Source organism: Dyadobacter sp. AC419, from assembly GCF_979253085.1.
The window spans coordinates 459,901-480,405 of the sequence record NZ_CEEDCD010000019.1 but is presented as its reverse complement, the minus strand read 5'-3'; the positions used below and the strand labels follow the sequence as shown (position 1 = coordinate 480,405).

Annotated in this window: 16 protein-coding genes; 6 read left to right on the top strand and 10 right to left on the bottom strand. The window is 47.0% G+C overall.

Annotation, left to right across the window (positions count from 1 at the left end; all coding sequences use genetic code 11):
* Nucleotides 1–197: 197 nt before the first annotated feature.
* The 3 genes from AC0IYG_RS15575 (at nt 198) to AC0IYG_RS15565 (ending at nt 2,947) form a co-directional block, all read left to right on the top strand.
* Nucleotides 198–1,280 carry a calcium:cation antiporter gene (locus tag AC0IYG_RS15575; RefSeq protein WP_471711984.1) on the top strand — a complete coding sequence of 361 codons (1,083 nt, stop codon included), beginning with the start codon at nt 198–200 and terminating at the stop codon, nt 1,278–1,280.
* Between the two features lie 75 nt (nt 1,281–1,355).
* Nucleotides 1,356–1,703, top strand: coding sequence for a YciI family protein (locus tag AC0IYG_RS15570; protein ID WP_471711983.1), 348 nt, complete (start codon nt 1,356–1,358; stop codon nt 1,701–1,703).
* Between the two features lie 2 nt (nt 1,704–1,705).
* Nucleotides 1,706–2,947, top strand: coding sequence for an RNA polymerase sigma factor (locus tag AC0IYG_RS15565; RefSeq protein WP_471711982.1), 1,242 nt, complete (start codon nt 1,706–1,708; stop codon nt 2,945–2,947).
* Nucleotides 2,948–2,994: 47 nt separating this feature from the next.
* Here AC0IYG_RS15565 and AC0IYG_RS15560 read toward each other — a convergent pair whose 3' ends face one another.
* The 3 genes from AC0IYG_RS15560 to AC0IYG_RS15550 all read right to left on the bottom strand — a co-directional run bounded on the left by AC0IYG_RS15560 (nt 2,995) and on the right by AC0IYG_RS15550 (nt 5,491).
* Nucleotides 2,995–3,615 carry a BRO family protein gene (locus AC0IYG_RS15560; RefSeq protein WP_471711981.1) on the bottom strand — a complete coding sequence of 207 codons (621 nt, stop codon included), beginning with the start codon at nt 3,613–3,615 and terminating at the stop codon, nt 2,995–2,997.
* 133 nt (nt 3,616–3,748) lie between these two features.
* On the bottom strand, nt 3,749–5,173 hold the full coding sequence (locus AC0IYG_RS15555; protein WP_471711980.1) for a LamG domain-containing protein: 1,425 nt from the start codon (nt 5,171–5,173) through the stop codon (nt 3,749–3,751).
* A 90-nt stretch (nt 5,174–5,263) separates the two neighbouring features.
* Nucleotides 5,264–5,491 (bottom strand): hypothetical protein, encoded by a 228-nt coding sequence (locus tag AC0IYG_RS15550; protein WP_471711979.1) that lies wholly within the window; start codon nt 5,489–5,491, stop codon nt 5,264–5,266.
* A gap of 159 nt (nt 5,492–5,650) precedes the next feature.
* Between AC0IYG_RS15550 and AC0IYG_RS15545 the strand changes: the two genes are divergently transcribed.
* Genes AC0IYG_RS15545 through AC0IYG_RS15535 form a run of 3 tightly spaced genes read left to right on the top strand, consistent with a single transcriptional unit; the run spans nt 5,651 to nt 9,058 of the window.
* Nucleotides 5,651–6,550: an NmrA family NAD(P)-binding protein gene (locus AC0IYG_RS15545; protein ID WP_471711978.1), complete on the top strand. Its 900-nt coding sequence runs from the start codon at nt 5,651–5,653 to the stop codon at nt 6,548–6,550.
* A 15-nt stretch (nt 6,551–6,565) separates the two neighbouring features.
* Nucleotides 6,566–7,483 (top strand): helix-turn-helix domain-containing protein, encoded by a 918-nt coding sequence (locus tag AC0IYG_RS15540; RefSeq protein WP_471711977.1) that lies wholly within the window; start codon nt 6,566–6,568, stop codon nt 7,481–7,483.
* 48 nt (nt 7,484–7,531) lie between these two features.
* On the top strand, nt 7,532–9,058 hold the full coding sequence (locus tag AC0IYG_RS15535; RefSeq protein WP_471711976.1) for an ArnT family glycosyltransferase: 1,527 nt from the start codon (nt 7,532–7,534) through the stop codon (nt 9,056–9,058).
* Between the two features lie 76 nt (nt 9,059–9,134).
* Here AC0IYG_RS15535 and AC0IYG_RS15530 read toward each other — a convergent pair whose 3' ends face one another.
* The 7 genes from AC0IYG_RS15530 to AC0IYG_RS15500 all read right to left on the bottom strand — a co-directional run bounded on the left by AC0IYG_RS15530 (nt 9,135) and on the right by AC0IYG_RS15500 (nt 20,474).
* Entirely contained in the window at nt 9,135–9,830 is a 696-nt protein-coding gene (locus AC0IYG_RS15530) for a DUF3823 domain-containing protein (RefSeq protein WP_471711975.1), read from the bottom strand.
* A 7-nt stretch (nt 9,831–9,837) separates the two neighbouring features.
* Nucleotides 9,838–11,721: a RagB/SusD family nutrient uptake outer membrane protein gene (locus AC0IYG_RS15525; RefSeq protein ID WP_471711974.1), complete on the bottom strand. Its 1,884-nt coding sequence runs from the start codon at nt 11,719–11,721 to the stop codon at nt 9,838–9,840.
* 12 nt (nt 11,722–11,733) lie between these two features.
* The gene (locus tag AC0IYG_RS15520) at nt 11,734–14,676 is read right to left on the bottom strand and encodes a SusC/RagA family TonB-linked outer membrane protein (RefSeq protein ID WP_471711973.1); all 2,943 of its coding nucleotides are present in this window, start codon (nt 14,674–14,676) and stop codon (nt 11,734–11,736) included.
* Nucleotides 14,666–14,938, bottom strand: coding sequence for a hypothetical protein (locus tag AC0IYG_RS15515; RefSeq protein ID WP_471711972.1), 273 nt, complete (start codon nt 14,936–14,938; stop codon nt 14,666–14,668). Before AC0IYG_RS15515 ends, AC0IYG_RS15520 begins: the two co-directional genes overlap by 11 nt.
* A gap of 351 nt (nt 14,939–15,289) precedes the next feature.
* Nucleotides 15,290–16,612: a serine hydrolase domain-containing protein gene (locus AC0IYG_RS15510; protein WP_471711971.1), complete on the bottom strand. Its 1,323-nt coding sequence runs from the start codon at nt 16,610–16,612 to the stop codon at nt 15,290–15,292.
* Nucleotides 16,613–16,756: 144 nt separating this feature from the next.
* Nucleotides 16,757–17,140 (bottom strand): hypothetical protein, encoded by a 384-nt coding sequence (locus AC0IYG_RS15505; RefSeq protein ID WP_471711970.1) that lies wholly within the window; start codon nt 17,138–17,140, stop codon nt 16,757–16,759.
* Nucleotides 17,141–17,174: 34 nt separating this feature from the next.
* Entirely contained in the window at nt 17,175–20,474 is a 3,300-nt protein-coding gene (locus AC0IYG_RS15500) for a glycosyl hydrolase (RefSeq protein WP_471711969.1), read from the bottom strand.
* Between the last annotated feature and the right edge of the window lie 31 nt (nt 20,475–20,505).

Sequence of the window (20,505 nt, the reverse complement as noted above, 5' to 3'; positions counted from 1 at the left end):
GGCGTCTGTTACGATGACTAATGATGGCCGCGGGCCTTACAAAAAGCGCGCCGGAAACCATTTTTCCAGGTCAAAATCCCAAATAAAATTTTGCTGGCGCGAAATTTTCCGGGCAAGTTTTCTTCAAAAAAAGGTGTGTTTGAGGATTTGTTTTATAAATTGATTTTTGCCGTAACGAAACCATCCAGTACAAAAACATGAAAAATAAACTCTCCCTTCCTGTCTGGTCCATCGTCAGTCCTGTTCTGGCGTGGCTCATTTATTATGGAAATTCCTTGCAGCTAGGCGGCTTTTATGACATATTATTAGCGGTTGCCCTGATCTCCGTGGTGCTCGCAGCAGTGCACCATGCGGAAGTGATCGCACACCGCGTAGGCGAACCGGCAGGAACGCTCGTGCTCGCAATTGCAATCACCATTATTGAAGTCGCATTGATCGTTTCACTGATGCTCGCAGGGGGCACAGAAACGGCTGCACTTGCCCGGGACACCGTTTTTGCTGCCATTATGATCATCTTAACCGGCATCATCGGATTGTGTCTTTTAGTCGGCGGATATCGTTATCAGGAGCAGCATTTCGGGCGTTATGGTGTGAGCGCGGCGTTGGTAACACTGACTGCCATTTCGGTTCTTACACTCGTTCTGCCCAATTATACGACCAGCATCACAGGTCCATTTTACAACAACAGCCAGCTTATTTTTGTGGCGATCATTTCACTGGTTCTTTATGGAACATTCGTCATGGTTCAGACGGTCCGCCACCGCGCTTATTTCCTTCCTGCGGACATTGATTCTAAATCAGAAGTGCATGTCGAGCCGCCTACCAATCGGGTGACGTTGCTGAGCACCGTGCTGTTGCTGGTTTGCCTTGCTGCGGTTGTATTATTGGCCAAATTATTAGCCCCGACGATTGAAAAAGGTGTTGTTGATATGGGCGCACCGGAGTCGCTAGTGGGTGTGATTGTGGCAGCTGTTATTCTTTTGCCTGAGGGCCTTGCGGCGGTGAGGGCTGCGAAGAAAAATCGTCTACAAATTAGTTTAAACCTGGCTTTGGGCTCAGCATTGGCGAGTATCGGACTTACGATTCCGGTTGTCGCCGTCGTGTCCATCTTCACAGGCATGACCGTGACATTGGGAATTGACACAAAATCTACGCTATTGCTGATCCTCTCGCTGTTCACGGTTGCGTTATCATTTGGCACCGGCAGGACGACGGTTATGCAGGGCGTGGTGTTATTGGTGCTTTTTGCCGTGTATTTGTTTACGACCATTGTTCCTTAACAAGAGATCAGTAAAAATATTTTTAAAAAATCTGTCCGGAAATGTGCCGCTTCCTGTATTATAGGATAAAAGATCATGATGAAAAAATTCTTATTACTTATCCGTGAGGACATTAACCGGCTTTCACAAATGTCGGAAGAAGAATTGCAGGAAGACATTGCCGAAATGAACAGCTGGGTCGAAGAGCTTATCAAGTTCGACAGCTTCATCGCCGGAGAACCGCTCGAAAATGAATCGAAGCTCGTTGGCAAACAGGTTGCGACAGACGGTTTGGTTATGGATGCGAGGGAAGGAATCAGCGGTTATATGATGATCCAGGCAGAAAATCTGGAACAGGCAGCGGCCATCGCCGAACAATGTCCGCAGATTATTCAAGGTAAGATCAGCATTGAAGTCCGTCAGATTATGGAAGTTGAGCAATAACCTTGGATCAGGATCTTTCAACATTGCTTTCACGCTTGCACCGCAATCATTTTGGTAAAATGGTTGCGGTTTTGATGTATCATACCGGCATTGGGGACATTGCTGTGGCGGAAGATATTGTGCAGGAAGCATTTGTAATTGCGGCAGAAAAGTGGCCATTAAACACTCCTGAACACCCGGAAGCGTGGTTATACAAAACGATCCGAAATACAGCTTATAATTACTTAAAAAAGGAGCTTCGTCAGCAAATGCTGGAAGGTGATTATGCTGTTTCAGAAAATTATCAGGTTAATGATCGTAATCTGCTTCATGTGCTATTTGCTTGTATCCAACCCGAATTTCCGCCAAAGGTGCAATTGGTGATCGCGTTGCGCTATGTGTGCGGTCTGCAAGTGAAACGCATTGCCGCATTGCTGGCTTCGAATGAAGATGCTATTTCCAAAATCCTTTACCGCTGGCGCAATCAAAACAAATCGAATGCCCTGACTTTATCAGATTCAGAACGTCGGCCTGACGAACAAAAAGTCAGAATGACGCTGAAAATCTTGTATGTCATGTTTACGGAAGGATACCAACTTTCTGACGAGGGGAAAATGGCGGATGAAACGCTCTGTGAGGACGCGCTGAGCCTTGTGCAGGAAATGCTGAAAATGGATAGTAATGCTAATGGCGAGGTCAAGGCTTTGTATGCATTAATGCTCTACAACCTAGCAAAGGCACAATCCCGGCTGAATGAGGTCAACGAACTCACTGACCTTTCTAAACAAGACCGGAGCACCTGGAACCGTGAAATGATTGAGGTTGCTAACCATTATCTGCTCAGCGCTCAAAGGGAATCCGGCGATGCGGGCGTTTACCAGCTGGAAGCCACAATCGCATATCTGCACGCTGCTGCTAAAACATTCGAACAAACTGATTGGGGCCGGATTAACTTGGTTTATGAAAAGCTGATTAAATGCAATCCATCGCCATTCATTAAGATCAGTCAGGCAGCGGCGTTTTATTTTGGAGGCAACGAAGTGGCTGCTGTTCAAATCCTGGATCAACTGAAATCAAATCCGTTTTTTCAGAACTACTATTTAATGCATTGTTTTTGGGCCAAAATTTTTCACGACAGAAAGGATTACGCCCATGCATTAAGCTCATACCAAAAAGCGCTGACCTGCCAGATCAACGCTTTTGAAAAACAGTTTATTGAGAAGGAAATCCAAATGTTGCAAAAGACGTCAGGATCATTTTGTTGACGTCAACAAAATGATCTGAGAGGCAGGAAACAGGGTTTTTTCATGTTTCACCCGTTTTCCGGCTTGAATTTCAGTTTCTTTTTTTCCAATGCTTTGTCAGTCGACTTTACCCGCCGTTCCAGCTTTTTAATGTCTTCCTCAGCTGGCAGATTTTCTGGCTTGATGCCGCTCTTTTCCAGTAATGTTCTGATATCACCATTATTTTGCACATGCTCCTCAGCAATGTTCGGTTCCCCTTGCTCGGTTACTGCGAGCTTTTCCCTGGCTTGCAGGCGTTCCATCAACCGGATACGTTCTTCCAGCAACTCTTGCTTTCGCGTTTGAATGGCGAAGTAACTTTGAGCAAAAGCGATCGGCTCCTTTTTAGGGTCGCCGTTCTGTGCAATGAGATAACAGGCATATCGGGTTAGCATGACATCGTCAAGTTCACGGTAACCGCCTTTTCCCACTCTGATCATTTTGTTGACGTCAACAAAATGATCAGAGACGCTCTCAGAGGTGTTTTTGCAACTTTCCTTGGCTTTTTCGATGGCATTTGTAAAGTTTCGCCATTCATTGTAACCCAGCAGAACTTGCAGTTCGCGGGCTAGCCAATATTCAACTCCGTCTTGCTCGTACGCGGCTTCTTCGAAGGTTTTACTCAGCTGTGTGATCAGCGATTTTTCCATAGTGTGTCTTTTTTTGTTTGCCATCATTTTGATCTTTTCAAATATAGAGTCTTCAAAATTCTGTAAAGAACCGCAGGAAAATTGTAAACCGCCGGAGAATAATTGCCTCGATGCAAAAACTTATTTTATCAAATTATTCTTTCTGGAACTCCTTGCTTTCATTTCCCTGCCTCAGCATCAATTTTTTGGTATCCGGCATGAAATCAAACGTTACATTGGCGCTGACGTACGCGAACCGGTCCTTTCCGAGCGTTTGCAGCTGTGCGGGCTCCTGGCCTGTAACCTGAACGAACAGTTGCTTGTCTTTCCGGGTGAAATTCAGTTTGTAACTGAATTCTGAACTGCTATAAATGCCCTCATATTGATTCAAATCCAGACTACCGATTTCCTTTGCAGCGGCAAGAATACCAGCGACTTTCCCTGTTTCAGTAATGCCGTCTGTTGATTCGAGCCGTGCCATGATGCCCCAGCCGTAAAAATCGTTCGCTACACCGATGAGCAGCTCGTTTTCACCGGGTTTCAGGCTCAGCTCGGTTGCTGTATTATTGATGGAAATGCGTCCTTCCGGATATTTGCGCATCCGTTGTGCAAAAAGATTCTTATCGACAAAAACCATCTGATTATTCAGAAACACCCAAATTTCATCACTGACCCCAAGATGCAGTTTTGTTTTCACAGCCTCTTTTGCAGTGATCTGTGTTTTTAGCCAAACCACCCTGCGCGTTTTGCTCGCGCCATATTTACGTGTGAGATCGATCATTCCACGGCGTTCTGCTGAAATGGTGTCTGTGAATTCTGAAACTTGCGGCAACTTGCGAACGGACAATTCGCTTCCATCGGGCAAATCTTGCGGAAGCGTTAAGGCCCAGCTTCTTAGATAAGTGCCATCATTATCAGTCAAATCGGGCAATGGTTGAGGGCTTAATCCTTCTGTTTCGTTGGGTTTTACCTGCACATTGGCAATGTAGGACGAGCCTTCAAAAGCAATGCTGCCTTGCGCTTCATTCCCTTCCAACTTGGGAATATCCAGAACTGGCCGGGCTGCATTGTTAAGAAAAACCTGCATCCGCGCGCCCGCCATCACCAGCTTCACATGATTCCAATCGCCGGGCTTGGTCATGGCCGGAGCCTGATATTCCGGATACATGTCCCACATATTGACCCCGTCGAAATACGGCGTGTATTGAATGCCTTCGTTTGCCAGCTTGTTGTCCATTTTCCCGGCACGCAAATACACAATCTCCTGCTCCTTCTCGTCTTTCCTGTGAAAGTAAATCGACAGCGCAAACTCCGGCAGCACCGGCTCGATGTCGTACTCGATTGTTCCATCCTTGAAAACCAGATCCTTCAAAATCACCTGCCCGGAATTGGGCGAAATTTTCATGGCTTTGACGCCCTTATAATCGGTGAATGCGACTTTCCCTTCCTTAAATTCCCACCTCTCCGGCGTTAAGGAGATCTGGTAATCTGCTTTTTTCACAGCGGTGGTTTCCTTTTTCTTTTGTCCAAAACAGGGAATGGCCAAAAGAATGCAGAGCATCTGAACAATTGTTTTCATGGCATTTTTGAAGTTTATATTTTTGCAAAAATGCATTTTCAGGCGTTTTAAGCCGGTTCAAACGCGTGCCAAGTTCGTTACAAGATGTTTTCACTCCTCATCTTCCACCCCTTCGAAGTAATTGACGACCGTCATCAGCGGAAGTGTGGTGCGATCGGCAGCATTGGATAATTGGATCACTGCGCGATCGATGTTGGCGTCATCGAAACCGACGAAATAGCCTTCGATCATTTCTCCTGGCCGCAGCTGATAATGGATCGCTTTGTCAATGTATTTGGAGGCCCGCTTCTGCAGGCCGGTTAGTTGTGTCTCGGACATGCTATTTAATAATTGTCGTGAATTGCTGCTTTTACAAATATCTTTCCAAAATCTCCGATTTCCTTACAATCAACCGTCTTTCGGCTACAACAACCATAGATTTGGCTAAGTCTGCTTTTGTGCTGTTGCTGAACTTTGCATAAACTAAAAGACAAAAAAATGAAAATCGTTTTAACGGGCTCGCTCGGACATATCGGCAAGCCATTAGCAACTGAATTGATAGAAAAAGGACACCATGTGACTGTGATCAGCAGCAATCCTGAAAAGCAGGCGGAAATTGAAACATTAGGCGCAACGGCTGCCATCGGCTCGCTGTACGACGCGGCGTTTTTGACTTCCGCATTCCAAGGCGCTGACGCTGCTTTTACAATGGTGCCGCCAGGAAATTATTTTGATCTGGATTTTGACATTTTTGAACATTACCGCAGCATTGGCCACAATTATGCGAATGCAATTACCGAAACGGGTATAAAACGTGTGGTTAATCTCAGCACGATCGGTGCACATTTGAAAGCTGGAGAAGGATCCGGAATTCTGGTGGGTGCACATGGCGTAGAAGCTACATTAAATGAGTTGCCGGAGGAAGTCAGCATTAAGCACATTCGGCCGACATCATTTTTCTACAACCTTTACGGATATGTGACTTCAATCAAGCAGCAAAATGCCATTATTGCGAACTATGGAGGCGAGGACAGCATTCCGTGGGTTTCACCAAATGACATTGCTGCGGTTGTTGCCGAAGAACTTATCGCTCCGGACGCTGGCAGGAAAGTGCGTTATGTTGCGAGCGACGATCGAAGCGGAAATGACACCGCGGCTGTTTTGGGCGCTGCTATTGGAAAGCCGGATTTGAAATGGATCGTTGTTCCCGACGAAGCCGTGCTAAATAGTCTTGTAGGAATAGGCATGAACCCGACCATCGCCGCGGGACTTGTGGAGATGTATGCCGGCCTGCGCAGTGGCGTGCTTTCAGCGGATTATTACCGAAACAAGCCTGTTATGGGCGCCGTTAAACTGGAAGAATTTGCAAAGGAATTTGCCGCTGCTTTTCAACATTAATCATTACATTGTATCATGGCCCAGGCACAACTTCATCGGTTCAAAACCATCAGCGAATTTCACCAGTTCCGAGGATTACCAAAGCCGGAACATCCGCTGATCAGTGTGATCAATCTGCGTATGATCGATCATTTGCCGGCAGACGAGCTGGCATTGGTGAATGATTTTTACTCCATTTCGCTGAAAAAGAACTTCAATGTCAAGATCAAATATGGTCAGCAGGCATTTGACTTTGACGAAGGCATCATGTTTTTCATGGCGCCTGGCCAGATTCTCAAACTTGAAGTGGACCGTGATACTCCGTTAGAGCAGTCGGGATGGATCCTGCTTGTCCATCCCGATTTCCTATGGAATACGCCTTTGGCCAAAACCATCAAACATTACGAATATTTTGATTACTCGGTGAATGAAGCGCTGTTTTTATCTGAAAAAGAGGAGACGATCATTGGCGGGATCATGGAAGGCATTCAGCAGGAATATCATTCCAACATTGATCAGTTCAGCCAGGATTTGATCATTGCACAACTGGAAGTGCTCCTTAAATATTCGGAACGCTTTTATCAGCGCCAGTTTCTGACCCGAAAAATTATAAATCATCAGATTCTGGAACGGCTTGAAACGGTCATCAATGATTATCTGAACAGCGATGATATGCTCAAAAGCGGTTTGCCGAGCGTGCATTACGTGGCGCAGAAGCTGAACCTGTCGCCTAATTACCTCAGCGGAATGCTCAAAGTTTTGACCGGACAAACCACGCAGCAGCATATCCACGACAAGCTGATCCAAAAAGCGAAAGAAAAGCTGTCTGTGACCGATTTATCTGTTAGCGAGATCGCCTATGCGCTCGGTTTTGAGCATCCGCAGTCATTCAGCAAGCTTTTTAAAACAAAAACCAACCTTTCGCCACTCGAATTTCGCCAGTCATTTAATTAAGCGGAGAGCCGGCTGAGCGGAAATATGTTTTGTGATTACCTTACGAGCATGAAAAATAGATCTCTGTCCACGCTGGTCTTGTGCCTCTTTATTGCGGTCAAATTCGTGCTGCATTATGTCATTATCGCGCCCGAATACGATTTGCAGCGCGATGAATATCTGCATTTGGATCAAGGCAAACATCTGGCATGGGGCTATCTTTCGGTTCCGCCTTTTACATCGTGGACTTCCTACATTATCCTGCTTTTGGGAGGCTCAGAGTTTTGGGTGAAATTTTTCCCGGCGCTCGCGGGCGTGCTTACGCTTGTCATTGTCTGGAAAGCGATCGGTGCGTTGGGTGGTCAGCTTTATGCTCAGGTCCTGGGCGCATCGGCCATTCTATTCTCTGCGCTTTTAAGGCTGAATATGCTTTACCAGCCCAATTCCGTCGATATTCTTGCGTGGACTGCATTATACTATGCGATTTTACAATTTATCAAAACAGAAAAAAACCGTTGGCTTTATGTGGCTGCGGTCGTTTTCGGATTCGGGTTTTTGAATAAATACAACGTTGTTTTCCTGGTTGCCGGGCTGGTTCTGGCATTGTTGGTTACGCGTCCGCGGATATTTGCCAATAAGCACTTGTATTTTGCCGGACTGCTTGCGGTTCTGATCATTTTGCCAAACCTTTTCTGGCAGTATCAAAACAATTTTCCGGTTGTTTATCACATGAAACTCCTTGCAAAATCGCAACTAGTGAATGTGAACCGCCTCGACTTTTTGAAGGAGCAACTCATCTATTTCATCGGATCTATTTTCGTATTGCTAGCAGCGTTTGTCGCATTTTTCAGATATCCTCCTTTCAAAAAATACCAGGTTTTTTTCTGGGCGCTTGTGATCACATTATCGCTCTTTACTTACATGCGTGCGAAGGGTTATTACGCGATTGGCCTGTATCCGATATTCATCGCTTTCGGGGCGGTGTATCTTGAATTGCTTTTTACCAGAAAACTCATTTGGCTGCGTCCAGTGGCTATTTTGGTTAATCTTGCGTTGTTTATTCCCATGTTCAGGGTGGGATTTCCGGTGGATAGTCCGGCCGAGATTGCGCAAAATGCTGAACGCTACAAAGCGCTGGGCCTGCTGCGCTGGGAAGACGGGAAGGATCACGAATTGCCCCAGGATTTTGCGGATATGCTTGGCTGGAAGGAACTTGCGGAGAAAGTGGATGTCGAATATGGCAAAATCGCTGACAAAAAACACACGCTGGTTTTATGCGATAATTACGGTCAGGCTGGCGCGATCAACTATTATTCCAAATTCAAAAACATCCACGCCGTGACGGTTAATGCGGATTATATCAACTGGTTTCCGCTGGATGAGGAAATTCAGAATTTAATTCTCGTTCAAAGTGCGGACGACGACGATCCTGAACGAAAAAAAGAGCAGCCGCTTTTCCGCGAAGTGAAGCTGACAGGCAAAATTGAAAACCGTTACGCAAGAGAATTCGGGACAAGCATTTACACATTGCGGGATGCCAGGGTTTCGATCAATGACATTCTGAGACAAGACATTAAGGACAGCACCTGGGATTGAAAATGCTTTTGGCAAAACAAAAAAAATGGCGTGAGCAATCTCACGCCATTTTAACTATTAACTGTCCCGAACAAGCTTATTTCAGCATGATTTTCTGCGGCTGGCCAAACAGCATTTCTCCTACGCCCGCCGTTTTCACCCCGACCCGCACAAATACATATTCACGCCCGGCCAGAGCTGCCGGAAGCGTCGCGGTTAATGTAATGGGTTTGGTAAAGTCCTTGATATTCGCCGCCACTTCCTGGGCGTTGCCCGCATTGTTATTCGGGTCGACGATTGTTGTCGTTCCCACATACAGATTCACCCGTTCCAGGTTACGCGTTGCATCCAGTTGTTTGAGGCTGAATGTTGCCGAAACTTTGCCTTCGCCTTTTGAATAAGTGTCGTTTTGAAAGACAAAATAAGGCTGCACAGGCACGTCGAGCTCTTTTGATCCGCGTAATTCCACGTCAATTGTGTCTGTATTATCCGCCCAAGGGCCGTTTCCGCGCAGGCGGACGAGCTTGTAATTTCCGTCAAATAATGTGGCCGAGAATGTGCCGTCCTGATTTACAAAAACAGGAATTTTGGTAAATAACTGATAACCGCGCTGCCATATTTCGAGCTGAACGCCATTTGAGCGCACGCCCACAGGCTGACCTTCGTAAACCACACGTCCTTTCAAGACCGACTTAGGCTCCGGACGATTGTCTTTTTCGCAGGCCGAAATGAATCCTGCAACTGCCAGCATTCCGATCAGGAACGGTTTGGCGAATGTATTTTTCGTTTTCATAAGCATATCAATGGAAAGGGTTCCGGACGATTTTTGGATTGTTATCGATCACCAGCTGCTCGATAGACGAGTAATAATTGCCCATCTGGAAAAAGCGCGGTGCACGGAAACGAGGCGCAACCAGCTTGTCAAACACGTATTTATTGTGCGTCGGATGTCCCGGACGAACCACGCGGTAAGGATATAATGCATAAATGACGGCATCCGGATTCGACGCATTGCCATTCCAGATCTCATGCGCTTTTCTCCATCTTTTCAAATCCCAAACGCGGTGATCTTCAAAAGCCAGTTCTACGCGACGCTCGTTTTGCAGGCGCTCGATTGTCAGCGTTTTGAGACTGTTAGCACCAAAACCAGCGCGTTCCCGAACCAGGTTCACGTATTTTACTGCGTCCGCCGTTTTGCCCAATTCCAACGCTGCTTCACTGGCATTCAGGTAAATTTCACCCAGCCGATAACGCACCCACCACATATCGCTGCGGATTCCGCGCGTGCTCGACATCGCCGTTTGATCCACATATTTCCTCAGATAAAAGCCGGAGTTAGTGACTTCGGTTTGGGAACGCTGCGGCCCCGACGAGCCGGTTAGCAAACCGCCATCATCATATTTTGCTCCCAAAGTGTTGGATTCAATGTTTTGGAAACTGTTTGTGGTTGCATTCCACAGCTTTACGCCAGCCTGGATCTGAACAGGCGTTCCACGGAATGATGTTCCCGGATAGATCACCGTTCCGTACAAACGCGCATCTTTATTGGCAAAAACGTCCTGCACATTGTTGTAATAAATGTAATCCGTGTTGCCTGCATTGCGCGTTTTCAGCTCGCCCGAAGTGCCGTCCAGATATTCAAAATCCTCAACCAGGTTCAGCGATGGCGTGATGGACGAGGACGAAAGATTGTCTTCGCGTACATTCCGGGCAATGTTGTCATACGTGAAACCATGCCTTTTGTCTTTACTAACCAAAAAATCCTGCGCTAAGATGATTTCCGGATTCGCCGATTTCTTGGTGATTGCGTCATAAAAGTTCTCGCCCAAATTCGGGTTTGTTTTATAAAGCTGATAAACACCGCTTTTGATAATCTCCTCGGATGCAGCCAGCGATTTGGTATAATAATCATTGGCACGAGCGGCTGGAATCCCCACTTCTCCGCCCGGCGTTGAAATCGGTGAGGCCATGAGGTTATTATATTTCGCAATGGAACCGGCGTACAACATGGCACGGCTTTTCAGCGCAAGAGCAGTGTATTTGTTCGCACGCGTGTCGCTGCCAGCATTTCCAAGCTGGTCTTTGATCGCGTCGAGCTCGGAAGCGATGAAATCGTAGACTTCCGCTTCTTTGGCGCGGGGCTGCTGCAAATAAGACGGGTCACCATTGTAGTCGTAGATCAACTGCTTGGTAACCAGCGGCACGCCGCCCATTCTTTTTACAAGATCAAAATAAACCTGTGCGCGTAGGAAACGCAGTTCCGCTGAAAACAGCACTTTTTGTTCCGCAGAAAGCGATGTTCCGAACTTTTCAATGTTTTCAAGGGCGAGGTTAATGTCCCTTACCAACACAAAATCCCAGAGTCTCCAGCGCTCAAAACCATAAGTTACAATGTTGTTGCGCGCATCGTCATTGTTGGACCACATCGCTTCGTCGTAGGCGGCAAAATCCTGCCAGCCTTCCTTATTAGGGATCGCATTATCGGTCGTTGAACCGTGATTCAGGTCGGTGTGATAAGGCAGGCGGTCGTAATAATTGGCCAGCAAGCCGGTGATCAGCTTCGGGTCGTTCCAGATCTGTTCTTCCAGAATGATATTTTGTGGCTTTCTGTCCAGCCACTCTTCCGCGCATCCCGACATGATCAGGATAACGAGGACGAGGATATATCTTGAAAATCGTTGCATAGTCGAATTGAATTAAAAATTGATACTAAAACCCGCATTGAACAAGCGTTGCTGCGGATAAACAAGTGCATTACCCGATGAAATTTCCGGGTCGATCTCGTATTTTTTCACATTGTCAATCGAGAACAGATTGCTCGCATTAACGTAAACACGCAGTCCGCTGCTTCCCAGTTTTTTGAAAACTTTCGGATCAAAACTATAACCCAGCTCAATGTTTCTCAGACGGATATAGCGTACATTGGTGATCCAGAAATCGCTTTTACGGAAGTTAACGTGGCTAGAATTGTCCTTCCGGATCGCTCGGTAAGTCCCCGGAATCCATTTGCTCGTCGGGTCAAAAGGATCTTCTCGGTGCCAGCGGTCTTCCAGCATAAAGTGCGGTGAAGTTCCGTTGTTCTGATAAGGAATTTTTAATTCAAAAGCGCGCTGAAAACTTTGCAATGATGCACCTGCGAAATCCACAAACAGCGAGAAACCTTTGTAGGAAACGCTTCCGTTTAATGCAAAACTCAGGTAAGGGTTCGCTCCTTCTGCATAACCGATCGGGCGCTCATCGAGGTTGTTGATTATGCCGTCTCCGTTAATGTCTTTGTAAATAAAATCACCTGGCAAATGTGTGCGGTTACCCTGTCCGTCATTGTCAATCGGGTGACTTTCAATCTGTTCCTGAGACTGAAACTGGCCTTCGACCTGATAACCCCAGTTGATATTTCCCCAGCGGTCCACGAACGAGTCGCGATATTCATTGTACGAATTACCAAAACGCGGTTTGTAAAAATCAAGGTCGCGGCGGCGGGATAATGTTGCATTGGCGCTTACTGTGTAGTCAAACTGTCCTACGGAGCTTTTGTAAGTCAAAACGCCTTCGATCCCGCGATGTGTATCGCTGTTCAGGTTTTCGTTTGGCAATGTATAACCCACTTCGGAAGGCAGAAGCACGTCATAGCGCGCCGCTGGCAATCCGTCTCTCTTTCTCTGAAAAACGTCCACCTGACCATTCAGCTTGCCGCCCAGCAAACCAAAGTCAATGCCGACGTTTGTAGAAATGTTGGTGATCCAAGAAAGTGTGGTGATCGGCAGACCGCGCGGCCTTACACCAATGTTGTACTGACCATTGAAAATCGCGCTTCCCTGCAAGAAATTGTAACCCGGCAGATAACTGAACGGCGCAACAATGAATGGCTCATTGGCCACGGTTGCATTTCTGTCACTTCCTGTGCGGCCATAAGAAGCACGGATTTTGAGGCTGCTGAACACATTTTCAAGCTTTCCTTTGAAGAAGTTCTCCTCAGAAATCCGCCAACCAGCAGAAACACCAGGGAAAAACCCGAACCGCTTTCCAGGCGCATACAGGAACGATCCGTCGTAACGGCCTACGGCTTCAAGCAGATATTTTTGTTTATAGTTGTAATTAACCCGGCCAATGTAACCCGCTCTTGCCTCCGTGCTCCACTCATCGATCAGCAGATCCTGGTTCGCAAATGACATTAACGGAATATAATTATTCGGCGGCACGGTGTGCACAACGAGATAAGTGTTCACATTATCCGACTGCTCGTAAGCTGCAACAGCCGAAAGCTCGTGATCGCCGAAGGTTTTGCTATAATTCAATTGCAGCTGCGCGAAACGGTCGACAATGTTGCGCTTGCGGCGTTCGCGCCAGGGATTCTGATTTCCACCGCCGATTACGACATTGTATTTATCCGTCGCCGCATCATAATTATAAGCGTCATAAGTGTATTCAAATCCGTCAAAGTCAAAGTTGTGATATTGGTAAGAATACGTTCCTTTGACTTTCAGGCCGAATGCAAAGTCGTATTCTGCGTAAAAGTTGCCTTTTACAACGCGCGTGATCTCGTCGATGTAACCCGTTATGTCTCTTTTGTAAGTTGCAGGGTTCACATTCACATTATGCGTTTGATTGATGTATTTCGGATTGTCATTTGCGTAAGGGCGCTCTGTGGGCCACATCGTGAAAATGCTCAGGAACGGATTGAAATAATCGTCCAACCCCGGCACACCGACCTGAAAACGGTCCTCGATCCGCGCGCTGATCTGCGCACCGACTTTCAGCTTTTTAGTAATGCTCGACTCCACATTCGCCTGCACGTTCGTACGCTTGAAGTTGTAATCTTTGATCAATGCATCCTGGTTCAAATGCCCCACAGAAAGGAAATAACTGATCTTTTCGGTGCCGCCGGATACATTCGCATTAACCGAATATTGCGGCACATTAGGACGCATCACCATTTTGTAATAATCAAAACTCTGATAACCTTTCTCAGTCCCGGCTTTCCATTTGGCCAGTTCCTCGGGTGTTATTGAAGGCGTGCGTCCCTGGTTCACATCCGATTCCACCAGCCCGCGCATGTGCTGGTAAGCATTCGCAGGCTTGGGATAACGGGTGAAATTTTGCAAACCATAGTAACCTGAAATGTTGATTTTCGCTGGTCCGTCGCCTGCTTTCCCGCGCTTGGTCGTCACCAGCACAACGCCGTTCGCCGCACGAAGTCCGTACACTGCCGCAGATGCATCTTTCAGAATTGAAATGCTTTCAATGTCATTCTGACCCAGGTTATTGAAGTTGCCCGCGTCAGAAGGAATGCCGTCAATGACATAAAGCGGCGTGCCCAGATTTCGGATTTGAATCGATGTTGCTGCTCCCGGACGGGCGTCTGCTTTTCTGGCTGTAATCCCCTGAACACGTCCGACGAGCGCATCAGATGTTCCGATGGACGGCGTGCGGATCAGATCTTTCGCCTGAATGTTGCTTACCGCACCCGTTACAGCGGCGGATGATTGCGTGCCGTAACCCACAACCACAACCTCCGTAAGTTCCTCACTGCTAGGCAGCAATGTGACATTAAATGCCGACTGATTGCCAATGGCAACGTCCTGAGAAGTGTAACCGATAAAGGAGAATGTCAGCGTTTGTGCCGCGTCTTCAACGACCAATGTAAAGCTTCCGTCGGTGCCCGTAGGTTGTTCCCCGGCTACCGCCTTTGATAATGACGCTGACTCCCGGCAACGGCGAGCTTTTTTCATCAACAACTTTACCTGTCAGGGTTTTATCAACGCGTCGATTCAGGTTAATGGCCGTTGCGCCGGAAGCTGGCGCGGCGGTGATGTTTCCCGGCGTATGCATCAGTCCTGTTACCATTACGGCACAAAGAACCTTGCAAAGTCCCCGGGAGGGATTTTGTCTAAGTGGATTCATAAATTGAGTTAATCTTAACGGTGAGAAATAAGAAGTTAGGGCGTAGCGCGTCACATCCGGCCAAAATGCCGACACCGCGCCTAACTGTATACAATAAACGTTACATTATTTATTGTCCTTTTTAGTTTCCATAGGCATATTTAGTTTTTTGATGATTAAAGGCGAGAATCGATTTTCACAATACAATTTTAAAGTAAAATAATACCAAATACATTTCAGGATTTGATTACTATTGACTGTATTTTGATGTCTTTTATAAATTAAAGACCATTTTATAGAAAAATATTACCACAATTGAACAAAAAAATCCCTGCACAGCGGATGCACAGGGATTTGAAAAGAAAAAAGGATCTAGTTCTTCTTGAAGAGATAATCCACGCCTCCCTGTTTCAGCAGAAAGTCGTTTTGCTCAGGGTGAAATTCCATCACTATGCCCGCTTGATCAAATTTGAAAACATGATCGCCATTGTACATCAGCGGAAATGCGGGCTGGCCGGTTGCCTGCGCATTAAGCGTTCCATTGCTTTCTGAAACGGTGATTTTTAGCGGAATCTGTTCACTGGAATAAGTGCCCGCATACTGGCCCAGCTCCTTGGGCGTCAGTTTTGGAGCATCCAATTTCGGCAGTGTAAAAGGCTTGTCATAGTAAGTGCTCAGCAATGCAATCACCATATCGTTGAGTGCATAGGAAGTGCCATTAGACAAAATCGTGAGCGAAACTTTATCTTTTGGAAAATGGTAAACAATGCTTTGATAAGCGTCAATGCTTCCGTTGTGGCCATAACCAACTTCGTCGTAAAATGGAACTCTGTAAATGCCGAGCCCCATTCCGTCCGTGATCGTTTTCATCTTTTCCAGACTTTCAGCACTTACGAGCTTGCCACCAAAAAGTCCGTCTATGAAAGCGATCTGGTCCGCGGTTGTAGAGACAATCGATCCTGCTGCGAGCACATTAGTTGGGTCTGATTCAGGGCTTTTCACCCATTTATCGGTGAAGTCAAACGAATATGCATCATTTTTTGCGACGTCCGTTGGGCCGCCGTATCGCGTGTTTTTCAGTCCCAGTTTTGTGTTAATACGTTTTTCAAGGTTTTCGGCATAAGGCTTTCCTGTCACTTTTTCAATAATCCAGCCGAGCAGGACATAATTGGAATTACTGTATTCCGTTTGCTGATCCGGCTGAAAATCGGACTTTAAGCCCGTGATCAGCGTGCGCATTTCCTCAGCCGTTCTAGGCTTGGACATGGCCTTGAAAAATGTTTCATCATTGGTGTAATTGTGGATGCCGCTGCGATGGTTAAGCATCATGCGCATCGTAATCTGAGCCGCATTGGGCACATTAGGGAAATATTTATCGAGTGTTGTGGTCAGTTCCAACTTCTTTTCATCCACAAGCTGCATGATCATGACCGCCGTGAATGTCTTCGTTATGGAGCCAATGTGATATCTCGTTTCTGATGTTGCAAGCTTCTTTTTTGACTCACTGATATCGGCAAAGCCAATGCTTTTTTCAAAAAACGGCTGGCCCGCAACCGTCATTTTTATGCTGGCCATTGTCTTGTTTTTTGAATCCAGCAAGCTGAAAAGACTATCGAGTCGCGCAGTCTTGGATTGCGCAATGCTGACGTTCGTAATAAGCAGCAGGGTTAAATGGAGCAGTATTCCTTTTTTCATGTGGTAACAGATAAGTTGAGACATGTATTAAACACAAAAGAGCAGATTTGTAACCGCATTGCAATTATTGTCTCAAAAAAAATCACCGCCGAAATCGAATGATTCGGCGGTGAATGCAATAACATCCAACAAATTAACGTCTGCTTATGGCTTAATGCGGACTGCTGTGGCGTCAAACATTCCGCTCATGATTGAGCCTTTCAGGTGATCGTCATCCACTTTTTCAAGGTCCATATTCACATCCGTTCCTTGTGCTGTGAAGTATAGCGTCAGTTTATTTCCTTCTTCGACCACATTCGTGATTGGCAACGCTTCGGGATTGGTGCCTGTCGGGTCTTTCAATTCGCCGGTGAGCTTGCCGTCTTTGCGCACCAGGTCGGTTACCAGTTTCGCATCACCATTGGGTGTGCCCACGATCATTAATTCCCATTTTCCAGCATAAAAATCGGTTGGTGCTGCGGTTTGGGAAAAACCTTTGAATGATACTACTGAAAGTAAAACGACAAGAATAATAGCTGCTTTTTTCATTGCTTTTTGATTTATAAACTGAAACTTGATTTGATTACTTTTTTAATTTCGCTTCCATCAACCGGACTGGCCCGATCAAGCCGGAAGGCAGCAAAGCCGCATCGGCTTTGTAAAATGGCAATGTTGTAAATGTTACCTTATTGGTAACGCCCGGCTGCGCATCACCGATCAGGCGATTGACCCAGGTGTTTGTCACGTGGATCACAATTGTATTCTCTCCTGCTTTCAAAGCACTCGAAATGTCGATCCGGAAAGGTTTTTTCCAGGCCGTGCCCATTTTTTTTCCGTTAACAGTCACCTCTGCAATGTTCTTCACATCACCCAGATCCAGCATATAAGCACTTGTCTTGCTGACACTTGGAACCGTAATGGTGTTTTCGTAAGCAGCTGTGCCAGAGAAATATTTAATTGCGGGATCGGCATGATCAGAAAGCGATGCCAATGCGTTCAGCGAAGTCTGCTGCGGGCCTCCCCTGCCCTCCTGAAACGTTACTTTCCAGGCGCCTTTTGGTGTGCCGATTTCAGATTCAGTCGTGGCCGGTTTGGTAAAGGAGGTTACCGTTGTTTTTTCAGCAAAAACAATGAAATAAGCGTCCCACGACTCAAATTTCAATGGAACGATTGTGCGGCCGTCCTTGATTTGATAAGAAACCGGCTCTGTTTTTCCTGTTTCCGCGTTCCATAATTGCGGCACCTTACCCGTCACGCGGAAACTGATTGTCGCCTCGTTCTGGTTATCGCTGCGGTTGTTGAGCCAGTAAATGTCCGCATTGTCAGCCTGCCGGTGCACGTAAAGAATTTTAGATTTTGCATTGGTGATGTCCACGTCTTTCTTCACGCCCATATCAGACAAAACCGCTTCCAAAGGCTTCGCCGATACATTGGAGTTACTCCAAATCTGGCTTACCAATGTTGTGAATTCAGCCGCGTTATCGCTCATGCTCGGCGAATATTCGGGCTTCGTGCCAGCCACTTTCATGCCTGCTTTTACCAGTTCACCCAATTTTTTCAAAACGGGTAATGTCATGGTTTTGGCCGTAGAATCGAGCACGAGCAAGCGATATTGCTGACCGCTTTTGGCGACAATGTTTCCGCCTTCAATTTTGATCGCATCCTTAATGACAGAAGCATTGGCATAGTCAAATTCATAACCGGCCGGAATCGCGGGCAGTTTGACTGCGCTTACCTGCGTAATGTTGTTGTTTTCACCATAGTAATACAAAATATCAACGACAGGCTTGCCCTGCTGCAACATATAACAGCTTCTTCCCAAATAACTCATCCAAACTTTCGCCTGCTCAGCCCACGTTTCCTGACGCGTAAAATACTGACCGAAAGGCCCGAGTGAAATGCCTGGTTTCTTATCATCGAGCGGCTGATGCACCGAAGTATGCACGACAAACCGGTTCAACCCCGAAGCCATTTCCAGATCTGCCGTACGTTTTAGTTTCTCAGGCGTCCAGCTGAATGCATTGCTGATCGCGGTCATCGACTCGGCTGCCACCAGGTTCTGACCATAAATGTGCGCCACGGAAGCAGCTTCGCGGATGTCCGCTTCACTCCTTACTTCCTCATCTGCCCCACCCGCCAGACTTCCGGGCGTCCACATTGCAGACATTGGAATGTCGGCTTTGCGTTTCACGTCCATGCCGTCGGCGAGGAAAATCCTTCCGTTTTCGTGCGACTCGGTGTAACGTTTTAAGCCGTGGGCGTGCAGCACATCGCCGATGGTTTCATAATGGTTGTCCACAATGAGCTCGCCAATGGTTTTCCGAAAATCCCACAGAAACTTTTCACTCGCTTCCGCACTTTCAACAATTCTGCCCGTCAGCACAGGAATCCACGGCGTAATGTCGTATCCCCGGCGTTTCTTAAATTCTTCGGGCATTGCCTTGGTCCAGGTCATGTGACCGGCTTCGTAACTGTCGAGCACCACGTGCGTAAGGCCGGATGCGCCCATTTGTCCGCCCGTTGCGTCCTTATACATGTCCAGGTAAGTTTCAATGTATTTGGTAACGGCCGTTTTGTCCAATTTATCGACTTCTAAACCTGTTGCTTCGGGTGATGCCGGGTGATTTTGGCGGCCTGTGATGGAATATCCCATGCGCATAACCACCCAATTTCCAGCCGGAGCCGTCCAGTTCAATGTTCCGTCGGCCGTCATTTTTCCTGTCAAATCAATCACATCCTGCACCGGAATGGCATCTGCACCTTTCCTGATCAGACTGTGCGTGCTTTCTTTCCAGGGACTAAATCCGGCTTTTTCTTCAAACAGATCCACGCGGTCGGTGTTGTAAAGCACCAGTTCTGCAATGGGAACGCCTTCGGGTTTCGGAGCTTCTGCGCTGGCGCCGAACATTTCTGCAAACGGATTGCCCTGCGGGGGTAACGTCTTGAATGTAACTCGGAAATATTTGGCAGTAACCGGCAAGATGCCCATTGTATTTTGCTGCACATTGCTTCCTCTGATGATTACAACGTCTTTAAAAGTGACGCCATCGTCGCTTACTTTGAGCATGCGATTATCCGGCGCTCCGCGAAATTCGGCTAGCGGACCGCCGCTGCTTGCGCCTACAATGGTGAAGGCTTTAACGGTTTGAGGTGTTTCAAATTCATATTGGATCCACATTTCCTGTCCCACTTCCATTGGCGGAAGCATGCTGGACTTGGCTAAATCACCGTCCGTGAGTTCCCCGAGATTAAATGTGCCACCGCTTGCGCTGATCTTCGGGTTCAATGTAGCCAGTGACTTTTCAGTTGCAGGCAAACGATAAGCGATCACTGCGGCATCAGCATAATAAGTTGGAAGCGGGCCCGACGGACCGCCTAACGTGCTCCCTCCTGCGGGAATGTTTTGAAATGCGCCCGTTACATCAGAAGGCTTCGGCAGTTTGCCCGAAAACGCCTGGCCGCCCTTAACCGGCGTTTCTGTCCAGACATATTTTTTCATTGCGTCGCTTGCCGGCACCCAGGGCCCGCCGGTCACGCTCCATCCCGGCGAGGCGGCGATGGTCATTTCGAGCTGCAATTTTTTGGCAAGATCGGTTGTGTGCTTGAATGCATCTTTCCATTCCGGCGTCATGAACACCAGCTTTTTTGGCGTAACCTGAGGCGTAAATAGGCTCGCATCAAAGTTTTGAAAACCGCCGATGCCGACGCGTTTCATCCACTCAAGATCTTTGGTAATGCCTTCTTTGGTAATGTTCCCGTTCATCCAATGCCACCAAACACGAGGTTTGGCGGCATCTGGCGGACTTTGAAAACCAGTCTGAAGGAGGGATTGTGCAAAGGCGAAAACAGGCAACATCCAGGCAAGAACCGTTAATCTTTTCATTGGACTGCTTATTTAATTTTTCTGATTAAAG